The following is a 20,280-nucleotide window of genomic DNA, read 5'->3' as shown; positions in this document are numbered from 1 at the left end:
GGTACCACCAGATAAGAATAGCTTTGAATGCGAAAAGGAATGCCTCGTGACAAATCGAAAAAAACCATGTAACAACAGTAATTTAAGAGCAAAAGGAATGACACTGATCGAGTTAATGATCACTGTTGTAATAATCGGAATCTTGGCCTCAATGACTTACCCTTCCTATACCCAGTACTCTATCAAAGCCAATCGTTCGGCAGCATTGGCTGATCTTGCCAAAATTCAACTTCACCTAGAGAGCGGGTATAACGGAAGTTACGCGTCTGCAGCGAGTGGGGTCATTTCAAGTTCCACATGTAGCTTCTGTGAGATAGATACGAGCAAATACAGTCTATCTATTTCTCCAGCTAACCCAACCTCTGACTATGTCATCATTGCAGATCCACAAGGTCGACAAGAAAATGATTCTTGTCTATCCAACACCTCCGAAGTGATTACATTGAGTAAAACAGGCGCCAAATCTCCTGCGGATTGTTGGTAATCCAAGGTTATAATAAGTAGCCAGTGCTACGACAAATAGCGCTGGCTTTCCAATAACCTCTAACGAGATTAATACTAACTTTTAGATCACTAGAGAATTTCGAACTTCTTCGTGCATTTGTCGATTTTGAGTATTCATAAAAATGCGAAATTTAAAGTGGTTAGAAATACACGCGGAAGCCTGCTCGCGCCTCTAACTCAATGTCGAGTTCATCCAAATACACCGCAGGCGTCAAATCCACATAGAAACCTAAAGGCTTAACCCTAAATTCTGCGCCGATACCCGGCGTGACCGCGATATAGTGCTTATCTCGATCAACATATTGGCCACCAACAAAAAGATAAAGGGGAGTATTCTGAACAGAAAACGTTTTGTTAGCACCCACACCAAATTGATCGTCCAAGCTAACGTTCAAACGAAAACCATTGTGTTTCACATCTAGCCCCCAGAATGGGTCACCCACTGACAAACCAATTCCCGTTTCCGCTTGCGTTGTCACTGACCAAGCCGAACTGACCAAAAGTAAAGCTGCGATTATTTTTTTCATGAGCTACCACTGCCTAGATATTTAAAAGTGGCGAATACTAGCGATAGAAAAGCAGAGAAATGTTAGAAGAGACTGATTTTACGCAGCTTTCACTTTATCGAAGAAAAAGCTACCAACGCTGACGATAAACTTACACGCGATAAACTTTATGCCCCTAAAACGAAAAAAGCCTGCAATCGCAGGCTTTTAAAATCTTAAGCTAAGTTGGATTAGCTTGTCAGATCGTCAAAGAATTTCTTAACACCGTTGAAGAAACCTTCTGACTTAGGCTTGTGTTTCGTTGCCGCTTCACCGCCGCAAGACTCTTCAAACTCTTTCAGTAGCTCTTTTTGGCGTGAACTTAAATTAACCGGAGTTTCTACAACCAGTTTCACGATTAGATCGCCAACGCCACCGCCGCGAACGCCTTTCACGCCTTTACCACGCATACGGAACATACGACCTGTTTGCGTCTCTGTTGGTACCTTCAGATTTACACGGCCATCAAGAGTCGGGACTTCAACTTCACCACCTAGCGCAGCCATTGCAAAGCTCACTGGTACTTCACAGTACAAGTTGTTGCCGTCGCGCTCAAAGATGTGGTGCTCTTTCACGTGAACTTGAACATACAAGTCACCGGCTGGTGCGCCCATTTCACCGGCTTCACCTTCGCCTGACAGACGAATACGATCTCCCGTATCCACGCCAGCTGGGATTTTAACGTTAAGTGTTTTGGTTTTCTGCTTACGACCTTGACCATGACATTCATTACATGGGTCTTTAATGATCTTACCGCTACCGTGACAGGTTGGACACGTTTGCTGAACGGCAAAGAAACCTTGTCGCATCTGTACTTGACCATGGCCATGACAAGTACCACAAGTTTCAGGTTGAGAGCCTTTCTTCGCACCGCTGCCGTCACAAGTATCACAATGTACAAGTGTCGGCACTTCAATCTCTCTAGAAATGCCTTTAACCGCCTCTTCCAGAGTCAGTTCCATGTTGTAGCGTAAATCTGCACCACGCTGCGCACGTTGTTGACCGCCACCACGACGACCGCCACCGAAAATATCACCGAATACATCACCAAAAATGTCACCGAAGTCAGCTTGGCCACCACCAAAACCGCCACCGCCCATTCCGCCTTGTTCAAAAGCAGCATGGCCGTACTGATCGTAAGCGGCTTTCTTTTGAGGGTCGAGTAAGACTTCGTACGCTTCTTTTACTTCTTTAAACTTTTCTGCAGCGCTTTCGTCCCCCTGGTTACGGTCAGGGTGGAACTTCATCGCTAAACGTTTATACGCTTTCTTAATATCACGCTCAGAGGCATCACGGCCTACGCCCAATACTTCGTAAAAATCACGTTTTGACATACTCTTGGTCACCAATTTGTTACTGCAAACGACGTCTTGTCGCTTGGTGTTTATATCGATCTAACTAATGGCTCTGGATTTTAATGACTTCTCATCAAAAAGACACTTTTAGTTAGATGGACATGCTTTTACAAACATGCGGGCGTATGAGTTACCTCAAACGCCCGCATTAGAACTCAGTTAGGTTCGTTCAAGAATTACTTCTTGTCGTCTTCCTTAACTTCTTCGAATTCAGCATCAACAACATCATCTTGCTGAGGTTGTTCTTCGCCAGCTTCAGCGCCTTGAGCCGCTTGAGCTTGCTGTTGAGCGATTTCCATCAGTTTCTGAGCCGCTGCCATTAGCGCTTGAACTTTCGCGTCGATAGCTTCTTTGTCGTCGCCTTTCTTCGCTTCTTCTAGCTCTTTGATTGCTGCTTCAATCTTCTCTTTCTCGTCAGCTGGAAGTGCATCACCTGCTTCTTCAACTTGCTTCTGAGTACCGTGAATCATTTGGTCAGCTTGGTTACGTGCAGTCGCTAGCTCTTCGAACTTCTTGTCCGCTTCTTTGTTCGCTTCTGCTTCTTGTACCATTTTCTCGATTTCGTCGTCGCTCAGACCGCCAGACGCTTGGATAGTGATCTTCTGCTCTTTACCCGTCTGCTTGTCTTTTGCAGAAACGTGCAGGATACCGTCCGCATCAAGGTCGAAAGTTACTTCGATTTGAGGCATGCCGCGAGGTGCAGGCTGAATACCTTCTAGGTTAAACTGACCAAGAGACTTGTTGTAAGTCGCTTGCTTACGCTCACCTTGAAGAACATGGATAGTAACCGCGCTTTGGTTGTCTTCAGCAGTAGAGAACACCTGATTCGCTTTCGTTGGGATAGTTGTGTTCTTCTCAACTAGCTTAGTCATTACGCCGCCCATCGTCTCGATACCTAGAGACAGAGGAGTAACGTCTAGTAGAAGTACGTCTTTCACGTCACCCGCTAGTACACCACCTTGAACTGCAGCACCCATTGCTACTGCTTCATCAGGGTTTACGTCTTTACGAGCTTCTTTACCAAAGAATTCAGCAACTTTCGCTTGAACCATTGGCATACGTGTTTGACCACCAACTAGGATAACGTCATTGATGTCGCTTACTGATAGGTCAGCATCCGCTAGTGCAACTTTTAGTGGCTCTAGAGAACGTTGAACTAGGTCTTCAACTAGAGATTCTAGTTTCGCACGCGTTACTTTAACGTTCATGTGCTTAGGACCAGTCGCATCAGCCGTAACGTAAGGTAGGTTTACGTCAGTTTGCTGTGCAGAAGACAGTTCGATCTTCGCTTTCTCAGCTGCTTCTTTAACACGCTGCATTGCTAGTGGATCAGTCTTAAGATCAAGGCCTTGCTCTTTCTTAAACTCTTCTACTAGGTAGTTGATCAGACGGTTATCAAAGTCTTCACCACCAAGGTGAGTGTCACCGTTAGTTGCTAGAACTTCGAAAGTTTTCTCGCCTTCTACTTCATCGATTTCAATGATAGAGATATCGAATGTACCACCACCAAGGTCGTAAACCGCGATAGTGCGATCGCCGCCTGACTTGTCTAGGCCGTATGCTAGTGCAGCAGCCGTTGGTTCGTTGATGATACGTTTAACTTCTAGACCTGCGATACGGCCAGCATCTTTAGTTGCTTGACGCTGAGCATCGTTAAAGTAAGCAGGAACTGTGATAACTGCGCCAGTTACTTCCTCACCTAGGAAGTCTTCAGCAGTTTTCTTCATTTTCTTAAGTACTTCCGCAGAAACCTGAGGAGCCGCCATTTTTTGGCCTTGTGCTTCAACCCAAGCATCACCGTTATCTGCTTTCACGATGTTGAAAGGCATGATTTCGATGTCACGTTGTACTTCTTCGTCTTCAAAACGACGACCGATTAGACGCTTAATTGCAAATAGCGTGTTGGTTGGGTTTGTAACCGCTTGACGTTTCGCTGGTTGACCAACTAGCGTCTCACCATCTGTATATGCAATTACCGATGCTGTTGTACGCTCGCCTTCTGCGTTTTCAATTACGCGAGGCTTGTCGCCATCTAGAACAGCAACACAAGAGTTAGTAGTACCTAAGTCAATACCAATGATTTTACCCATCAGGCTATCTCCGAATAAATTCTGTTTTCATTTTGCTATATCCCCTATGTGGGGATGGAGAATGGGCTTTCAACCCTTACTCAAAAACAAATGTCATAGTGTTTGTTTCTTGTATGCACCATAGATAAGGGCGGCAAATATCATTTCAAGGGTAAAAGAGAAAAAAAACGTAATTTTTTCTTTTTCCCTATTTCGATGCATTATCCCTTCATTACAAAAAAAGCGAGCCTAAACAGGCTCGCCTCGTATAACTTATCTATCTGATATCGTTATGCATTCGCTTGTGCAGGTTGAGCAGACGCTTCCGCTTCTTCTTTGCCCAACTCACCTTCAGTGTGCGCAACAATCGTGTTCACCGCGGTATCACCCACAACGTTAGATGACGTACAGAACATATCGTTGATACGGTCAACTGCCGCAACAATTGCCAAGCCTTCAGGTGGAAGACCCAATTGGTGCAAGATAACACCGATCATCACAACACCACCGCCCGGAACACCACCTGCGCCTATAGATAGAAGCAGTACTGTGAAACCTAGCGTTAGCATATCGCTTACCGCAATTGGTTGGCCGAATGCATTTGCACAGAAAACCGCTGCGATAGCAATGTATATAGATACACCCGCCATGTTCATGGTCGCACCCAGTGGCACACCAAAGCCTGCTACTGATTTAGATACACCAATTTTGTCGGTTAGAGTGCGCATGGTCACTGGGATAGTTGCGTTCGAGCTTGCTGTTGATAGAGAGAACAGAACCTGTTCACGCGTCTTACGAGAGAACTCACGCGCTGAAATACCCGTCGTTAGCTGTACGATAATTGGGTAGACCACGAAGATCCAGAACACTAACATACCCACAACAAGCGCAACATAGCCTGCTACTGACGCTAGTGTATTCGCATCAAGAGTCGCACCAAGTTGAATCATCAGGCAAATACACCGTATGGCGCTAGGCTCATCACTAGGCCAATCAGCTTCATCATGATCTCGTTTGCCATCTTAAACGTTTTCACTGCTGGGCCACCGCGTGAATCTAACGCTTGAATGGCAAGACCTGTCAAAATTGCCATAAAGATGATTTGCAGCATGTCGCCGTTTGCAAACGCTTGAACTGGGTTGCTCGGAACAATGTTCACAACCAACGAGAAGATATCAGGTGTTTCCGTTGTTGCTAGTTCTACAGACTGCGTCAACGTGTTTGCTAGGTTAGCACCTGCACCAGGCTGAACAATCATCGCAACCGTTAGCGCCGCAGCGATAGCGATAAGTGTATTGATGATGTAAAGGCTGAATGTTTTACCACCCAAGCGGCCGAAAGAACGAATGTCTTTCAGCTCCACAATACCGCATACGATTGACACGTATACTAGTGGTACAACAAGAAGTTTAATAAGAGAGACAAACATACCACCAGCGCCTTCAGCTGCGCCTAGTAGATATACGTCAAAGAATGAGATGCCAGAAAATAGATATTGAACTGCAGTACCTAGAATTAGGCCAGCAAACAAACCTACAAAGATCTTGCTAGAAAGTGATTTATCCATATTTTCAAATCCAGAATATTGTGTATGCAACTTTTAGTTTTGTAGTTATAAACGCCATCTTTTGCGGCGAAGTTCGCAATAATACATGTAATAAAAACAAAATAAAGCATAAATTCACAAAATGGTTACACCACCAACACTTTGTTAATATTCTGAACTTATTTTAAATATTAGAACATTACTCCGGCGCAATTCCCATGGTTAATCTAGCACTCTCCTTACTTTGTTGAGTGATAACATTAAGATAAACAACAAACAAAAAAAGAGAGGCCTTAGCCTCTCTTTCTGAAAATCTTATAAAATCTAGATTTTTATTTTGCAACCATTACCATTGCTGGTCGAATAACGCGTCCATTTAGCTCGTAACCTTTCTGCATAACGAACATAACCGTGTTCGACTCATGGTCTGGGCTTTCTTGGATAGACATCGCTTGGTGGAACTCAGGATTAAACGCTTCACCTTCTGGGTTAATCTCTTTTAGACCAAACTTAGCAACAGAGTCTACAAACGTCTTGTGAGTGAGCTCTACACCTTCCAAGATAGGCTTAACGATTTCATTTTCTGCATCTGCAGCTTGAATCGCGCGCTCTAGGTTATCGATAACAGGTAACAGTTCTTCAGCGAACTTGTTCAGAGCGTATTTACGCGCTTTGTCGATTTCTGTTTCTGTACGGCGACGCATGTTTTCAACTTCTGCCTTCGCACGCAAAACTGAATCTTGCTGGTCTTTCACTTTCGCTTCGCTGGTGAGTAGCGCCGCTTCTAGCTGAGCAATCTTAGCGTCTTTCTCATCACCGATTTCTTCAAGTTCTGCTTCAGCTTCTTGAGCATTTGCTTCTACTTTCTCTGCTTCTTCAATGATTTGATCCAGCTCTTCTTCTGTAACTTTGTTTTCTTCGTTGCTCATGATATCTCCAGAACTCTTTCTTTTTTACCTCTAATCCCACAAAACCAATGGATTAGAAGCATTAAAATTCGCATAAAAGGGTAACTTGCCATTATTATGGGGATGAAGATTCCTGATTCAAGCCCCATTCGATTGGAAAACCTATGAAAAAGCCATTTGAAGTCATTGCCATTATTGGTAAACCAAGAGATCAACAAGCGATTCAAACGCATAAAGAGCTGTATCTTTGGCTTTCCTCTGAAGGCTATGAGGTCTTTATCGACGACCGGCTATCAGAAATCCTAGATGATATTCCCAAAACTCAGTTTGCCAGTCTACTGCAATTAGGCAAAAAAGCCGACCTTGCCATCGTCGTCGGTGGTGATGGCAACATGCTTGGCGCGGCGCGTGTCCTATCAAGGTTCAACACCCAAGTAATTGGAGTGAACCGTGGCAACCTCGGTTTCCTAACCGATCTTAATCCAGAAGACTTCCAGCAAGCGTTAAGAGCCGTACTGGCCGGAGAATATGTCGAAGAGGAACGCTTTCTTCTCGAAGCAGAAGTTCATCGACATGGCCAAATCAAAAGCCACAACTCAGCGCTAAATGAAGCGGTGCTTCACCCGGGGCAAGTGGCCCACATGATTGAGTTTGAAGTCTACATCGATGACAGCTTTGCTTTTTCCCAGAGATCGGACGGCTTGATTATCTCAACGCCGACAGGTTCAACCGCTTACTCGCTTTCTGGTGGTGGCCCTATCCTTTCACCAAGCCTTAATGCGCTCTCACTTGTTCCTATGTTTCCGCATACTCTATCAAGCCGCCCACTGGTGGTGGATGGAAGACGCCGCATCAAACTGCTGGTGTCACCAGAAAACCGCGGCACTCAAGAAGTGAGCTGTGATGGGCAAATCTCTCTGCCAGTATCGCCTGGTGATGAAGTGATTATTTATCAGAGCCCTAACGTGCTAAAACTGATTCATCCAAAAGATTACAGCTATTATCATGTACTTAGGAACAAACTCGGTTGGTCAAGCAAACTATTCTAGAGCGAAATCAGAAAGGGTTGATGTAAAGCATCAACCCTTTTTTGTGGCAACTCGTAATGCGCGTCACAAAATTTTCACCTGTTCACTTTACTGTATAAAGAAACAGTATATACTGTTTTCTTATACAGTATTGTTTAGTTATACAGGTATCCAAGATGCTGGCTCATTTAAGTGTAAATAACTTCGCTATCGTAAAATCTCTTCAACTTGAACTTGCTAAGGGCATGACCACCATTACTGGTGAAACTGGCGCAGGTAAATCCATTGCTATTGACGCTCTTGGCTTATGCTTAGGTGGCCGTGCAGAAGCCAGCATGGTAAGGCAAGGAGAAGAGAAAACCGAGGTCAGTGCCGCATTCCTGCTAGACAACAATATTCACGCAACGCGTTGGCTAGAAGATAACGAACTTCTTGACGGAAGTGAGTGCATACTTCGACGCACTATCAATAAAGATGGCCGCTCTAGAGCCTTCATAAACGGCAGCCCTGTTCCTTTATCCCAATTAAAATCACTAGGACAACTGCTGATCAATATCCACGGGCAGCACGCTCATCATCAACTGATGAAGAGCGATCATCAGATGAGCATGCTCGATCAATACGCTGGTCACCATAACTTACTCAAACGCACTCGAGATGCGTATCAAGTATGGCGACAAGCCGACAACTCTTTGAAGCAATTGAAAGAAAACAGTCAGCAGAACCTTGCTCAAAAACAACTGCTGGAATACCAAATCAAGGAACTCAACGAACTATCGATTGGGGAGAATGAATTTGAAGAACTCGAACAAGAGCACAAAAGATTGTCAAACAGTGGCGAGCTTGCCTCTACCTGCCAGCAAGCCATCGAGCTTATATACGAAGGCGAAGAAGTTAATGCGCTTGGTATTTTGCAATCGGCCAATCACTCCTTAATTCAACTTGCTGAGTTAGATGAGAAGCTCGCAGAGCTGCCCAACATGCTGTCGGAAGCCATTATTCAGATTGAAGAAGCCAACAGCGAACTGCGTAATTACCTAGATGATATCGACGTTGATCCTGCTCGTATGGCCTTTGTTGAAGAGCGTTTCTCCAAGGTGATGTCCATCGCTCGTAAACATCACGTGATACCAGAAGAACTATTCACACATCACCAAGATCTTCTCGCGCAAATTGAAGCGCTAGACTGCTCGGATGAAAAGCTGGACGCATTAGCGGTAGAAGTGGAAGAAAAGTATCAAGGCTTCTTGGTAGCTGCAGAGAAACTGCACAAGTCACGTTGTCGCTACGCTAAAGAACTCAATAAGCTCATTAGTCAAAGCATGCATGAGCTGAGCATGGAGAAAGCTAAGTTCGTCATTGAAGTGTGTAATGACAATAGCAACGCTTCCCCACTTGGGCTGGATAATGTTGTGTTTACGGTTTCAACCAACCCTGGTCAACCAATGGCTCCAATCGCGAAGGTTGCCTCTGGTGGTGAGCTATCTCGAATCTCGCTCGCAATCCAAGTCATTACCGCTCAGAAAGTCGATACTCCGAGTTTGATCTTCGATGAAGTCGATGTGGGTATCAGTGGCCCAACTGCGGCAGTCGTCGGTAAAATGCTTCGCACCTTGGGTGAATCAACTCAAGTATTGTGTGTGACCCACTTACCTCAAGTTGCAGGTTGTGGTCACCAACAACTGTTCGTGGCTAAGCAGACTAAAGCAGGCAAGACTGAAACAAAGATGCACAAACTCGACGATTCCCAACGTGTCTCCGAGCTCGCTAGACTGCTTGGTGGTAGTCAAATAACCGAAAGCACCTTAGCAAACGCGAAAGAGTTGCTGATCGCCGCTTAACTCTCTCCACTATCCAACCAATCCAAGGCACAAAAAGTTCCTTCATCTATGACTTTTTGTGCCTTTATTGCAACCTAACTCAAAAATAGTGGTCACAAGTAAACGAATACGCAGTGAGCTTTTTACTTTCAGGCTCAGCTTGTTTATTATCAGCTCAGTTTAAAGATCCACCCACTAAGAATTGAAATAGTATGCATGTAAAAAAGTGGCTTATCGCTGTACCACTCGCACTGACAATGCTAGCTGGCTGCTCACTAACAGACAGACTGGTTTACCGCATTGATATCAACCAAGGTAACTACGTAGAACAACAAGCTGTTGACCAGCTTAAGTTTGGTATGACCAAAGAGCAGGTACGCTTTGTTTTAGGCTCTCCAATGCTTATTGAAAATGGCTATCCAGATACTTGGTACTACATTGATCACCAAACCAAAGGTCACAATGATTCTGTGCAAAAGAATCTGATCGTCAACTTCGATCCAGAAGGTAGCTTGGTTGAAATTCAAGGTGACTTCGATCAAAGCGACGCTTTCTTCGAACAGATCAACTAGCCGAATAAAGCAAAACTCAGACATAAAAAAGCTCGCGAATGCGAGCTTTTTCTTTAACTAGCTAAGGCGTAAACACTCAAGCGTCTTTACGCAATGGATTCTTCTTACCACCCGTCACCGGATCAGCATTACCCGCCGCCTTAGCTTGCTCGGCTCTTTTACGGCGAATCTCTTTTGGGTCAGCAAGTAAAGGGCGATAAATTTCAATACGGTCTTTATCTCGCACTGTTGCGTCAAGCTTAACGTTGCGACTAAACACCCCTACCTTGTTCACTTTAAGGTCTATTTGAGGATACAGTTCAAGAACGCCTGATTGCTTGATGATCTCCTCAACCGTCATGGCTTGGTTAACCACCAAAGTAAAAACACGCTGTTCATCAGGAAGGGCATACACCACTTCTACATGAATCATTTCCGACTCAATACTCATAACACGTATACACCTGCTTTGCTCGTTGAGTAAAGGCATTCACCATATTGCTGGTCAACTCGTTAAAGATCTTTCCGAATGCCATTTCAATCATCTTGCTTGAAAATTCAAACTCCAACTTAAGCTCAACCTTACAAGCGTGATCATCCAGTGGCGTGAAATGCCAACCGCCTTGCAGCGTTTTAAAAGGCCCATCGACCAGCTTCATCAAAATGGCCGAGCCCGACACCAACTCATTCGAGGTGGTGAACGTTTTACTGATTCCGGCCTTAGAAACATCGACCGATGCCACCATTGCATTTTCAGACGACTCGATCACTTTTGAACCTGAGCATCCAGGTAAAAATTCGGGATACTTAGCGACATCATTCACCAAATCAAACATCTGTTCCGCGCTAAATGACACTAAGGCAGAACGACTGACTTGTTTCATACTACTCCCTCACTACCTATCTCTGAGCTTTGCGATGACACAATTTTACTTTTATTCTCTGCTAGCGCAAATAAAAGCATTTCCTAACTAAAAACCAAACCGTATAATGCCCCCACTATGGCAAAGAAAAAATCAAAACAAAAAGCGGGTAGCAATACCATCGCTCTCAATAAGAAAGCTCGCCACGAATACTTCATCGACGATGAAATTGAAGCCGGCATGGAGCTACAAGGCTGGGAAGTTAAGTCTCTGCGCGAAGGTAAAACCAACATTGCAGAGAGCTACGTATTCATTCGCGACGGCGAAGCTTTCGTCAGTGGTATGACAATCACACCACTTACACAAGCATCGACTCACGTTGTCGCTAACCCAACACGCGTACGTAAACTACTCCTTTCTCGTAAAGAACTCGATAACCTTATCGGTCGAATCAATCGCGAAGGTATGACGCTAGTTGCGACTGCACTGTATTGGTCTCGCTCTTGGGTGAAGATGAAAATCGGTGTCGCAAAAGGTAAAAAGCTTCACGATAAGCGTACCGATATGAAAGAAAAAGATTGGGCTCGCGATAAAGCACGTATTATGAAGAGTAATCTGCGTTAATCTTGAGCACTTAAACGCACAACGCTAGACAGCATTAGCTTTTCTGGTAGTATGCGAAGAACACTTTGGGCTGATTTAGGATTCGACAGGAATGCTGCAGTCTGAGGTGCATGCCGTGGGGCGGTTGGCCACGTAAAAAGCCGCAAAAAAATAGTCGCAAACGACGAAAACTACGCACTAGCAGCTTAATAACCTGCTCAGAGCTCTCTCGCCCTAGCTTCCGCACGTAAGACGGGGACCAACGAGAGATCAAACCCAAACGCGCTAGCCCGGATTTTCCCACCTGAGAGATGAACGGCGAATTTTAATTCAGGTTAGCCTTTTACTAGCGTGTCGGTTCGCAGGTAACTGGTGAATTTAAAGATCGACTAAGCATGTAGTACCAATGATGAATGGTTTTTGGACGCGGGTTCAACTCCCGCCAGCTCCACCAAACGTTTGGAAAGGGCGATAACTCTTTGAGTTATCGCCCTTTTTGTTATTTACGCCTCATCCTAAAATATGATTAAACATTTCAAGTTGGCGCATAACTAGTGTAAAAAGCGCCACTGCAACGACTGGCGCCTTTACGGAGACCTTCATATCCTACTTCTTACGAATTTCAAAGGTATTACTAAAATCTGAAGCCTCATTGCCTTTAAAGGCCCTCACTCGATAAGAGTAATTTCCTGACGCTAAATTGCTCATATCATCAACAAAAGTCGTGCCGTTGGTTACTTCAATATCCGTTTCATAGTTGATGCGTCCTTTAGCTTTGCGTCCTCGTTGAACATAGAAACCGTCGACTAAAGACAAATCGCTGTAACCCCATGTTAGAGTTAATGAACTGCCGCTTAAAGAGCCTTGAAGGTTAGTCGGAGCGGGAAGACCGCTCGGATCAGGGTCAGGGTTACTGCTTGAGTCTACCGTAACGTTGATTGTGTCGGATGTGGCCAATTCACCACCTTTAATCGCTGAGACTCGATATCGATAGTTGCCGTCACTTAAACCCGCATCTTCCCAACGGGTCACATTCGGATCTAATGTTGCAACTGAGCTAAAGCGGACACGGCCACGTGTTTTTTGACCACGTTCAACCAAGTAACCTTCTTCTGCTAGGTTAGTATCATTCCAACTTAACGTTACTGAAGAACCGTTTGTATCAGCTGATAGGTTTGTGGGTGCATTAAGCACATTTTGATCGATAACTGTCACTTGAGTACTGCTACTATTCATTCCCCCCGCGTTGTCAGTCACCGTTAATGTCACGGTATACTGCCCTTGCTGCGTATAGCTATGGCCAGCAGTGACGTCATTAGCACTAGTACCATCGCCAAAGTCCCAATCAAAACTGATGATACTGCCGTCTGAATCACTCGACGACGAACCATCAAATGAGACTAGATCGCCTACAAGGTTATCATTGGTCCCTGGGCTGACAACGAAGCTCGCTGTCGGCAATTCATTGGTAACTTGGATTGAGGTTGTGTCTGAGTTTGTTAAACCATTACCATCCGTTACCGTCAAGGTGACTTGATAACTGCCCGCTTCTGGATAGGTGTAACTAAACATGGCATCGGATGAGAAGTCACCATTACCAAGATCCCATGCATAAGAAGCAACACTGCCTCCGTCTGCATCGGTGGAACCTGAGCCGTCAAAATCAATCGATGTATCAAATGGAACAGAGTTACTACTGACGGAGATAACAGCTGTAGGTGGCGCACCACTATCAAGTTAACCGCATAATTTACCGCAGCTGCAGCATCCACTAAGCCATGCCCATACAAGTTATCATCGCCTGTCTCGCCGATATCGACGGCCGTCGAAAACAGACCTGCTTCAATTTCATCAGGCGTTATCGAAGGGTTTGCCGCGACCATTAACGCTGCAATACCTGCCGTGAGTGGGGATGAGAAAGAAGTCCCACTATAGTAGACATAGCGGTTATCAGGATAAGTAGTCGCGATATCTACGCCCGGCGCAGTGATATCCACATAATTACCCCAGCTAGAAAAGCTCGCTCTTGTATCATCTCTGTCAGTTGCGCCCACTCCAACAAAGCTCGTGTAGTCTGGGTATCCATGCTCTGAACCGCTGTTGCCTGCTGACATGAACAACAATCCATTTCTAGCGCGAAGATACTGAGCTGCCGCATCAATGGTTGCATACTCGATACCGCCGTAACTTAGATTAACAATACGTGCGCCATTATCTGCTGCATACTCAATACATGTTGCCATGGTTGAAATGTACGCCGAGCTGTTTTGATCGCTGATGGCAATTCTTACCGGAATAATATCGACGTCCCAGTTGGCACCCGCGACACCTATACCATTATTACCGACAGCTCCTAATGTCCCTGCACTGCCGGTACCGTGACCGTCAGCATCAAAAATGTAATTCGAGCCGTCATTTGCATTGTAAGCCAAGTCAGTTCGTAAGTTAGGGCCTAAATCGGGGTGATTCACATCGAAACCAGAATCACAAACCCCGACGAGCACGTTGTGAGTCCCTGTTGTTATGTCCCAAGCTTGCTGGCTATTTACATTCGTGTGATGCCACTGCTCACCGAAAAAAGTATCATTCGGTTGAACCGTGGGCTCTACCAAATAATCGGGCTCAGCAAATTCAACGTAGCCGCTTTTGTCGAGAATTTTTGCAACGGCTTTTTCTCGGCCCGGATGCTCAAATGTCGCGATGACAATTTCACTACCCTCCAAGGTTCTCGAAGAGACTAACCCATTACTGTTGAGAAGTGCATTCAGACCTTTCAGATCATTTGCACTAGCATTTGCATCGATCTTGTACAAAACGGTGGCAGGTCTCAGTGGCTGAGAAGGTTCAGACGCAGACGCCCCCGACATCAAGAATGATGACACCAGAGTTACCAGTACTGGCCGAAGCAATGTGCGCTGTTTGTTTTTTCCGTGAGACATCTTTCCCTCCAATGCAACCGATGGTGCAGCACTTACTCATTACTGATAGTTTGGTCAATAAACATACAACTGTAAAACCAAAACCTGAATGATACGGAGACAAAAATTTACTTACACGCCAAGCGCAACAAGGGCTGAGCAATAAATTGCTATAAACTCAACGAGCTAAAGGAGACGTCAATGTAGGAGAAAATAAAAAATAATTTTAAGTAGTAATGCCTTTGTTTTTGCTTAAGCAAGAGGAAAAGACCGGACCAAACCTGTGTGAACTCGCAATGAAGCACGCTATAATCTCGCCGCAATAAATTGAAGCAGCTAGTACAACAGGCCTGGCTCAGAAAAGGATTCAGAAAGTATGTCATTGCAGTATGGTTTTCGCAGCTCACTGTTGGATTTTATTAATAGTGAAGTTTCAGCCATAACCGAGGAAATGCTCCAACCTCTTTCAAGCACAACCATCACCGCGTTACAGTCTTACCTTTCGAAGCTCCCGCATCTCGCAGGCGACGTGCTACTTGATGTCACTGCGCCAACAACGACAAATCAAATAACCGCATTGGTGTTTTATCGCGGGATTGTATTTGCCATTGATTTACAACTTGATGATGTGCAGTACCACCAGCAAACTTCAGATCAAATCGAATCCTTTACTCGTGACTTAAAAGCGAAGCACAAAGCGGCACTCTCCACCTTGTTAGTACCAATTTATCTAGCGGGTAGGGCTGAACCCCAAGGCTGTGATATTGCAATATCAGCAGACCTAACGACTCAGCTCTTCAGAGATTCAGGTGAGTATTTGGCAGACATCATCGAGCATATGGCCAATCAATATAAAGCCGATAAAATTTTCATTAACGACTGGCTACTCGAAGCATAACAATTCTCAACGCGTCATCTTCTTTACAAAGACCACAACAAACAGCGCCATGGTAAAGCTGCCAAAGAAGGCCTCAAATGCGGCGATAAACCGCGCCACCCCCACGGGCGATATGTCGCCGTAACCGAGTGTTGTGAACGTCACTACGCTAAAGTAAAGCGCATTCATAAATTCCAACGCGTAAAACTTCCACCCTGTCACATCAGCATAGATAGGGTTGGCGGCCGTGGTGTCGAGAATAAAGTAGGCGATGGCACAGGTTAGTATCAAGCATATCGAGAAAGTCACTACTCGAATGGGCGACTCACCATAACCACAAAACAAGTCTACGATTTTTGAAACCCAGCGATTCATGCTCATCACAGGCATTTGATAGCGGCGATAACGCATCTCTTTTTTGAAAAATGCGCCAGCTGTTTCAAACAAGCCTTGCTTCTCGCACTGCTTACGTACATTGCGACATACCTCTTCTACCTCTTGGCAAAGAGAAAGCGCCTTGTCTTTGTTGCCGTTTTTGAATGCCCGCTTGGCTTCTTTTTCTTGTTTTAGACTGTCGCCCCACTCTATATTTTCCAAACGAGCTCGGCTCAAATCTGCCCCAAGTATGTTGCAGTCATCAAGCTTTGCACAATGTAAGTTTGCGCAGACCAGTTTGCTCTTCATGAGTGACGACCCCCTAAGATCGAGCCCAAAGAAGTGCGCTTCTGTTAAGTCTGCTCTGTAAAAGTCTGCATTTCTGCATTTAAAGCCTACCTTGCTTCCCCTATTGACTAGGTTAAGATCGGTTAAATTGGTCCTGGCTAACTGAAATCCGTCTAGGGGTTTACCCGCTGCGGCCCACTCTTCAACCTGCTGTCGGACGTTATCGTTGCTTTTATCGACATTTGGATCGTGCCAGTAACATAAACCAGACTCACCACACGGTTGATCGCAGCTCCAGCCATCGGGGTTTCGATAGCTGCATCGGCCTTCGTTTGATTTCATATGCGCTGCCCTCAATCACCTTTAAGTTTAGGCAGTGATGAAGAGTTCGCTAACTTTATTTACTAAATACTCACTAACAAAGAATTGCAGGTTTTATTACAGCCAAAAACAGGAGAAAGGGAGATAGAAACACCTTCATTTTGAGGAAGTCCATCGAGCATCCAAGCGCCAATGTTATGCCTACACACTCTATCCGCTTAATTTTTAGCCATTAATTTTGTCAATCAAACGGTAAACCACATTACTCAAATCGATAGTGAAGAGAGTGACTTTAGGTGATTAGTCCACAGTCAACAGATTTGGTTAGCAGATAATCTAACCAACTACTCATATCCAGAACGAATACTATTTATTAACAATTACTGACAGTTTTGTGTCCAGCATCACGATAAGAAATCAAACCAGAAGAAAAAATTAACAATTAAGTTACAACAAGGGTAATCTATCGCCTGAAAAATAATCACTATACATTTCTATTAGTCAGTTTTTCGAGAACACTACATTTTAAACAGGGAATACACTCATGCAGTCTTTAGTTGATTTTCTTAACGGAATAATCTGGAGCCCGGTACTAATTTATCTGTGCCTTGGGGCTGGTTTGTTCTACTCCATTCTCACCCGCTTTGTTCAAGTACGCCATTTCTTCGAAATGTGGCGACTACTTCTTTCTGGCAAAAGCTCTACCAAAGGTATCTCTTCCTTTCAGGCGCTCGCGGTTTCACTTTCTGGCCGTGTAGGTACAGGTAACATCGCAGGTGTTGCAGCTGCTATCGGCTTTGGTGGCCCAGGTGCCGTATTCTGGATGTGGGTGGTCGCTTTCTTTGGCGCTGCGACAGCTTACACTGAGTCAACACTTGCACAGATCTATAAAGAGGAAGACGAAGGCGAGTTCCGTGGTGGTCCGGCTTACTACATCGAAAAAGCAATGGGTCAGAAATGGTATGCTTGGATCTTCGCCATCGCGACGATTTTTGCTTGTGGTGTTTTGCTACCAGGCGTTCAATCGAACAGCATCGGTAATGCGGTTGAAGCAGCGTTTGGCTCGGGTGAAATGATTGAAACAGCGATCGGTACATTCAGTTTTGCGAAAATTTTCACTGGTACTGTAATCTCTATCATCCTTGGCTTCATCATTTTCGGTGGTGTTAAGCGAATTGCGAACTTCACTCAAATCGTTGTTCCTTTCATGGCGCTGGCTTACATCATTACCGCATTCGTTATCATCCTTCTGAACATCGGTGAAGTGCCACGCATCTTCTCAATGATCGTTAGCGACGCATTTACGCCAATGGCTGGTATTGGTGCTGCAATCGGTTGGGGTGTAAAACGTGGTGTTTACTCTAACGAAGCTGGTCAAGGTACAGGTCCTCACGCCGCTGCGGCAGCAAACGTAGACCACCCTGCACAGCAAGGTCTGGTTCAGTCTTTCTCTATCTACATCGATACACTACTAGTTTGTTCTGCGACTGCATTCATGATTCTTATCACAGGTGCGTACAACGTACACGGTGGTGCTGAAGGTGCATTCATCATCCAGAATATCGGAGCGGATATCAGTGCAAACGGCCCTGTATTCACGCAAATGGCAATCGAAAGTGCACTACCAGGTGTAGGTAAACCATTCATCGCGATTGCGCTATTCTTCTTCGCGTTCACAACCATTCTTGCCTACTACTACATTGCAGAAACCAACATTGCGTACATTCGCCGTACTTTGAAAGTAAACGGTCTTATGTTCATGCTGAAACTGGTTCTAATGGCGGCTGTATTCTACGGTACGGTTAAGACAGCAGGTCTTGCATGGGCAATGGGTGATGTGGGTGTTGGCTTGATGGCTTGGCTAAACATTGTTGGTATCATCATCATCTTCTTTATGTCTAAGCCAGCTCTAAAAGCGCTTAAAGACTATGAAGAGCAACAAAAGCAAGGCGTAACAGAGTACACCTTCAACCCAATTAAACTTGGTATCAAAGGCGCGACTTACTGGGAAGAGCGTTACAAGCGTAACTCAGGCGGTCAAACGAAAGCTGCTGATAAAGAAGAGTCAAAGCCAGTAGAGCAACCTTCTACTTAACTGATGATTCTGAAGTAAACTTTTAAGCATTGTGAAGGGCTAACCATTGGTTAGCCCTTTTTTATTCCTGTGAGTTTATCAACCACTCTCTGACTTTGCCGGTCACTAGACTATTAGTGCTCCTATCCTATTCTTAGTACTAAGGCATGATTGTGGAGTGAGGAGAATGAAGTGGTGGCTAGTTCTGTGCTTTATTTGGAGTAGTGCGCAAGCCCAGAAAGTCTATATGACATCTCTTGATTGGCCGCCCTATTCCGGAGAAACGCTTGCAGAAAATGGGCTTTCGGTGGCGATTGCAAAAGAGGCTTTCGCGTCTATGGGGTATGAGCTAATTGTAGAATTCAAGCCTTGGGTTAGAACAGTAGCAACCGCATCGAAGAGAGAAAAGTACATTGGCTATTTTCCTGAATATGAGTTTGCAACTGACGATTTTATCTTCTCGGACTCTATTGGTACTGGACCTTTGGGCTTCGTGCAAAACAAAGACAAACCGATAACTTGGTCGGTATTGAATGACCTCTCTGACTATCGTATCGGTGTGGTACAAGGTTATGTCAACACACGTTCATTTGATGCTTTAGTGGAGCGTGGAGAGCTCAATGTTGAAGCGGCGGAGAGTGACATAGCCAATGTATATAGAATAGCAAAGGGAAGAATTGATCTCGCAGTCATCGACGCCAATGTGCTACGCTACTTGATCGACACAGATCCAAGGCGAGAACTAATTCAAAACCGAGTTGAGATGAATACCAAGCTGTTAGCAATCAAACAAATATACCTAGCATTTAAAAACACACCTGAAGGAAAGCATTGGCAGCAAATCTTTAATCAAGGCCTGACACAGATTGATTTGAAAGCCATCGAAACACGCCTTTCCGGCACAAGCAAATAAAAAAACCTAAGCTCCTCATCCCTGAACTTAGCGTCAGTTTTTGCACCTTATTTTGTTTTGCCATCATGTATTTACCCCACGCTTCGATCTTTGAGAGCAACTCAAATCCATAATCAACAACTTGCAAACAGAGGCGGTTAACGTGTCAAAATGAGCTTCTCAACCCTAGCCCCTTAACATGGGCTATTTGGCATCACACCTCTTACTCCAACGAACAAACGACGTTCTGGGTGTACAGCAGTTGACGCATTTGGAACATCATAGGCAAAATACTAGAAATTCATTATAAACACATGATAAGTAGCAATTTTAATTTTAAGCCACACCTTCAGTGAGCATTTAGAACATAGGTAACCCAAAGCTTATTAAACTAAAAAAACCACCTCTATGGAGGTGGTTTTGTGGGTTAAAGCCAGAGGTAATTTCGTGGCTTTTGCTAGCGATTATTGACAGCTAATCTCATCCCAGAACCAGTTGCTTTGCGTTGGTGACTCCCAAACGCCTGGGCCATTTTTAGCAATGAAACACTTACCTAGATACGTGACCTTCTCACCCTCACTCACTTGAGTAGAACCCGGAACCCAAGTCGTAAATACCGAAGGATCTGGTTCAGTAGCTGGAGGCTCAGTCGCTGGCGGTTCTGTTGCCGGTGGCTCCGTTGCAGGCGGCTCGGTTACCGGTGGTTCAGTAACAGGAGGCTCAGTGACTGGCGGCTCTGTTGG

The 20,280-nt window shown here is 44.9% G+C and carries 16 protein-coding genes, 1 other RNA gene and 3 pseudogenes; 9 read left to right on the top strand and 11 right to left on the bottom strand.

The genetic code is table 11. From position 1 onward, the window contains the following. The first annotated feature begins 46 nt into the window (after positions 1-46). On the top strand, positions 47-484 hold the full coding sequence (locus UA76_RS09935) for a type IV pilin protein (RefSeq protein ID WP_337588527.1): 438 nt from the start codon (positions 47-49) through the stop codon (positions 482-484). 160 nt (positions 485-644) lie between these two features. Here the strand turns inward: UA76_RS09935 and UA76_RS09930 are convergent, their stop codons facing one another. The 5 genes and pseudogenes from UA76_RS09930 to grpE form a co-directional block, all read right to left on the bottom strand. Continuing rightward, entirely contained in the window at positions 645-1,031 is a 387-nt protein-coding gene (locus UA76_RS09930; protein ID WP_047045520.1) for a hypothetical protein, read from the bottom strand. A 209-nt stretch (positions 1,032-1,240) separates the two neighbouring features. Further along, positions 1,241-2,383 (bottom strand): molecular chaperone DnaJ, encoded by a 1,143-nt coding sequence (gene dnaJ / locus UA76_RS09925; protein WP_047045518.1) that lies wholly within the window; start codon positions 2,381-2,383, stop codon positions 1,241-1,243. 197 nt (positions 2,384-2,580) lie between these two features. Beyond that, positions 2,581-4,494 (bottom strand): molecular chaperone DnaK, encoded by a 1,914-nt coding sequence (dnaK, locus tag UA76_RS09920; RefSeq protein ID WP_047045515.1) that lies wholly within the window; start codon positions 4,492-4,494, stop codon positions 2,581-2,583. A gap of 269 nt (positions 4,495-4,763) precedes the next feature. Further along, positions 4,764-6,040 (bottom strand): annotated as a pseudogene (locus tag UA76_RS09915) (dicarboxylate/amino acid:cation symporter). Positions 6,041-6,351: 311 nt separating this feature from the next. Then, on the bottom strand, positions 6,352-6,948 hold the full coding sequence (gene grpE / locus UA76_RS09910) for a nucleotide exchange factor GrpE (RefSeq protein WP_047045513.1): 597 nt from the start codon (positions 6,946-6,948) through the stop codon (positions 6,352-6,354). 143 nt (positions 6,949-7,091) lie between these two features. Here grpE and nadK point away from each other — a divergent pair, with 143 nt between their 5' ends. The 3 genes from nadK (at position 7,092) to bamE (ending at position 10,347) form a co-directional block, all read left to right on the top strand. Continuing rightward, positions 7,092-7,976: an NAD(+) kinase gene (nadK, locus tag UA76_RS09905; RefSeq protein WP_047045511.1), complete on the top strand. Its 885-nt coding sequence runs from the start codon at positions 7,092-7,094 to the stop codon at positions 7,974-7,976. Positions 7,977-8,131: 155 nt separating this feature from the next. Further along, positions 8,132-9,796 carry a DNA repair protein RecN gene (gene recN / locus UA76_RS09900; protein ID WP_047045509.1) on the top strand — a complete coding sequence of 555 codons (1,665 nt, stop codon included), beginning with the start codon at positions 8,132-8,134 and terminating at the stop codon, positions 9,794-9,796. Between the two features lie 191 nt (positions 9,797-9,987). After that, positions 9,988-10,347, top strand: a complete 360-nt coding sequence (gene bamE, locus UA76_RS09895; RefSeq protein ID WP_047045507.1) for an outer membrane protein assembly factor BamE — start codon at positions 9,988-9,990, stop codon at positions 10,345-10,347. 76 nt (positions 10,348-10,423) lie between these two features. On the opposite strand, the gene UA76_RS09890 is transcribed toward bamE, so the two are convergent. Further along, on the bottom strand, positions 10,424-10,777 hold the full coding sequence (locus UA76_RS09890; RefSeq protein ID WP_047045504.1) for an RnfH family protein: 354 nt from the start codon (positions 10,775-10,777) through the stop codon (positions 10,424-10,426). Further along, positions 10,767-11,210, bottom strand: a complete 444-nt coding sequence (locus UA76_RS09885; protein ID WP_047045502.1) for an SRPBCC family protein — start codon at positions 11,208-11,210, stop codon at positions 10,767-10,769. Before UA76_RS09885 ends, UA76_RS09890 begins: the two co-directional genes overlap by 11 nt. 117 nt (positions 11,211-11,327) lie before the next feature. On the opposite strand from UA76_RS09885, the gene smpB reads away from it, so the two are divergent. Together smpB and ssrA are read left to right on the top strand one after the other, a co-directional pair. Further along, complete coding sequence (gene smpB / locus UA76_RS09880; protein ID WP_047045498.1) at positions 11,328-11,813, top strand: SsrA-binding protein SmpB; 486 nt, start codon at positions 11,328-11,330, stop codon at positions 11,811-11,813. Positions 11,814-11,879: 66 nt separating this feature from the next. After that, positions 11,880-12,246: a transfer-messenger RNA gene (gene ssrA, locus UA76_RS22980) on the top strand. A gap of 152 nt (positions 12,247-12,398) precedes the next feature. On the opposite strand, the gene UA76_RS24620 is transcribed toward ssrA, so the two are convergent. Then, a complete protein-coding gene (locus UA76_RS24620) occupies positions 12,399-13,460 on the bottom strand; it encodes a PKD domain-containing protein (RefSeq protein ID WP_238322247.1) in 1,062 nt (353 codons plus the stop codon). 167 nt (positions 13,461-13,627) lie between these two features. Continuing rightward, positions 13,628-14,659, bottom strand: a pseudogene (locus UA76_RS24615) (S8 family peptidase); the annotation flags it as partial. A 427-nt stretch (positions 14,660-15,086) separates the two neighbouring features. On the opposite strand from UA76_RS24615, the gene UA76_RS09870 reads away from it, so the two are divergent. Then, a complete protein-coding gene (locus UA76_RS09870; RefSeq protein WP_052772001.1) occupies positions 15,087-15,608 on the top strand; it encodes a hypothetical protein in 522 nt (173 codons plus the stop codon). A gap of 6 nt (positions 15,609-15,614) precedes the next feature. On the opposite strand, the gene UA76_RS09865 is transcribed toward UA76_RS09870, so the two are convergent. Beyond that, positions 15,615-16,592 (bottom strand): ion channel, encoded by a 978-nt coding sequence (locus tag UA76_RS09865; protein ID WP_047045495.1) that lies wholly within the window; start codon positions 16,590-16,592, stop codon positions 15,615-15,617. 523 nt (positions 16,593-17,115) lie between these two features. Here UA76_RS09865 and UA76_RS09860 point away from each other — a divergent pair. Continuing rightward, complete coding sequence (locus tag UA76_RS09860) at positions 17,116-18,666, top strand: alanine/glycine:cation symporter family protein (protein WP_047045493.1); 1,551 nt, start codon at positions 17,116-17,118, stop codon at positions 18,664-18,666. A 166-nt stretch (positions 18,667-18,832) separates the two neighbouring features. After that, on the top strand, positions 18,833-19,558 hold the full coding sequence (locus UA76_RS09855; protein ID WP_047045490.1) for a substrate-binding periplasmic protein: 726 nt from the start codon (positions 18,833-18,835) through the stop codon (positions 19,556-19,558). A gap of 443 nt (positions 19,559-20,001) precedes the next feature. On the opposite strand, the pseudogene UA76_RS09850 reads toward UA76_RS09855, so the two are convergent. Next, a pseudogene (locus tag UA76_RS09850) lies at positions 20,002-20,280 on the bottom strand (carbohydrate-binding protein); the annotation flags it as partial.

Source organism: Vibrio mexicanus (assembly GCF_001012815.1).
Classification (GTDB): Bacteria; Pseudomonadota; Gammaproteobacteria; order Enterobacterales; family Vibrionaceae; genus Vibrio; species Vibrio mexicanus.
The sequence above is the reverse complement of the archived record's forward strand: the minus strand, read 5'-3'. Positions and strand labels throughout refer to the sequence as shown.

Excerpts from the sequence above, each read along its gene's own strand:
- UA76_RS09930 (WP_047045520.1), bottom strand. The coding sequence starts at position 1,031 with ATGAAAAAAATAATCGCAGCTTTACTTTTGGTCAGTTCGGCTTGGTCA.
- nadK (WP_047045511.1), top strand. The coding sequence starts at position 7,092 with ATGAAAAAGCCATTTGAAGTCATTGCCATTATTGGTAAACCAAGAGAT.
- UA76_RS09885 (WP_047045502.1), bottom strand. The coding sequence starts at position 11,210 with ATGAAACAAGTCAGTCGTTCTGCCTTAGTGTCATTTAGCGCGGAACAG.
- UA76_RS09855 (WP_047045490.1), top strand. The coding sequence starts at position 18,833 with ATGAAGTGGTGGCTAGTTCTGTGCTTTATTTGGAGTAGTGCGCAAGCC.
- grpE (WP_047045513.1), bottom strand. The coding sequence starts at position 6,948 with ATGAGCAACGAAGAAAACAAAGTTACAGAAGAAGAGCTGGATCAAATC.
- UA76_RS09865 (WP_047045495.1), bottom strand. The coding sequence starts at position 16,592 with ATGAAATCAAACGAAGGCCGATGCAGCTATCGAAACCCCGATGGCTGG.
- dnaK (WP_047045515.1), bottom strand. The coding sequence starts at position 4,494 with ATGGGTAAAATCATTGGTATTGACTTAGGTACTACTAACTCTTGTGTT.
- smpB (WP_047045498.1), top strand. The coding sequence starts at position 11,328 with ATGGCAAAGAAAAAATCAAAACAAAAAGCGGGTAGCAATACCATCGCT.
- UA76_RS09890 (WP_047045504.1), bottom strand. The coding sequence starts at position 10,777 with ATGAGTATTGAGTCGGAAATGATTCATGTAGAAGTGGTGTATGCCCTT.
- UA76_RS09860 (WP_047045493.1), top strand. The coding sequence starts at position 17,116 with ATGCAGTCTTTAGTTGATTTTCTTAACGGAATAATCTGGAGCCCGGTA.
- UA76_RS09870 (WP_052772001.1), top strand. The coding sequence starts at position 15,087 with ATGTCATTGCAGTATGGTTTTCGCAGCTCACTGTTGGATTTTATTAAT.
- recN (WP_047045509.1), top strand. The coding sequence starts at position 8,132 with ATGCTGGCTCATTTAAGTGTAAATAACTTCGCTATCGTAAAATCTCTT.
- bamE (WP_047045507.1), top strand. The coding sequence starts at position 9,988 with ATGCATGTAAAAAAGTGGCTTATCGCTGTACCACTCGCACTGACAATG.
- dnaJ (WP_047045518.1), bottom strand. The coding sequence starts at position 2,383 with ATGTCAAAACGTGATTTTTACGAAGTATTGGGCGTAGGCCGTGATGCC.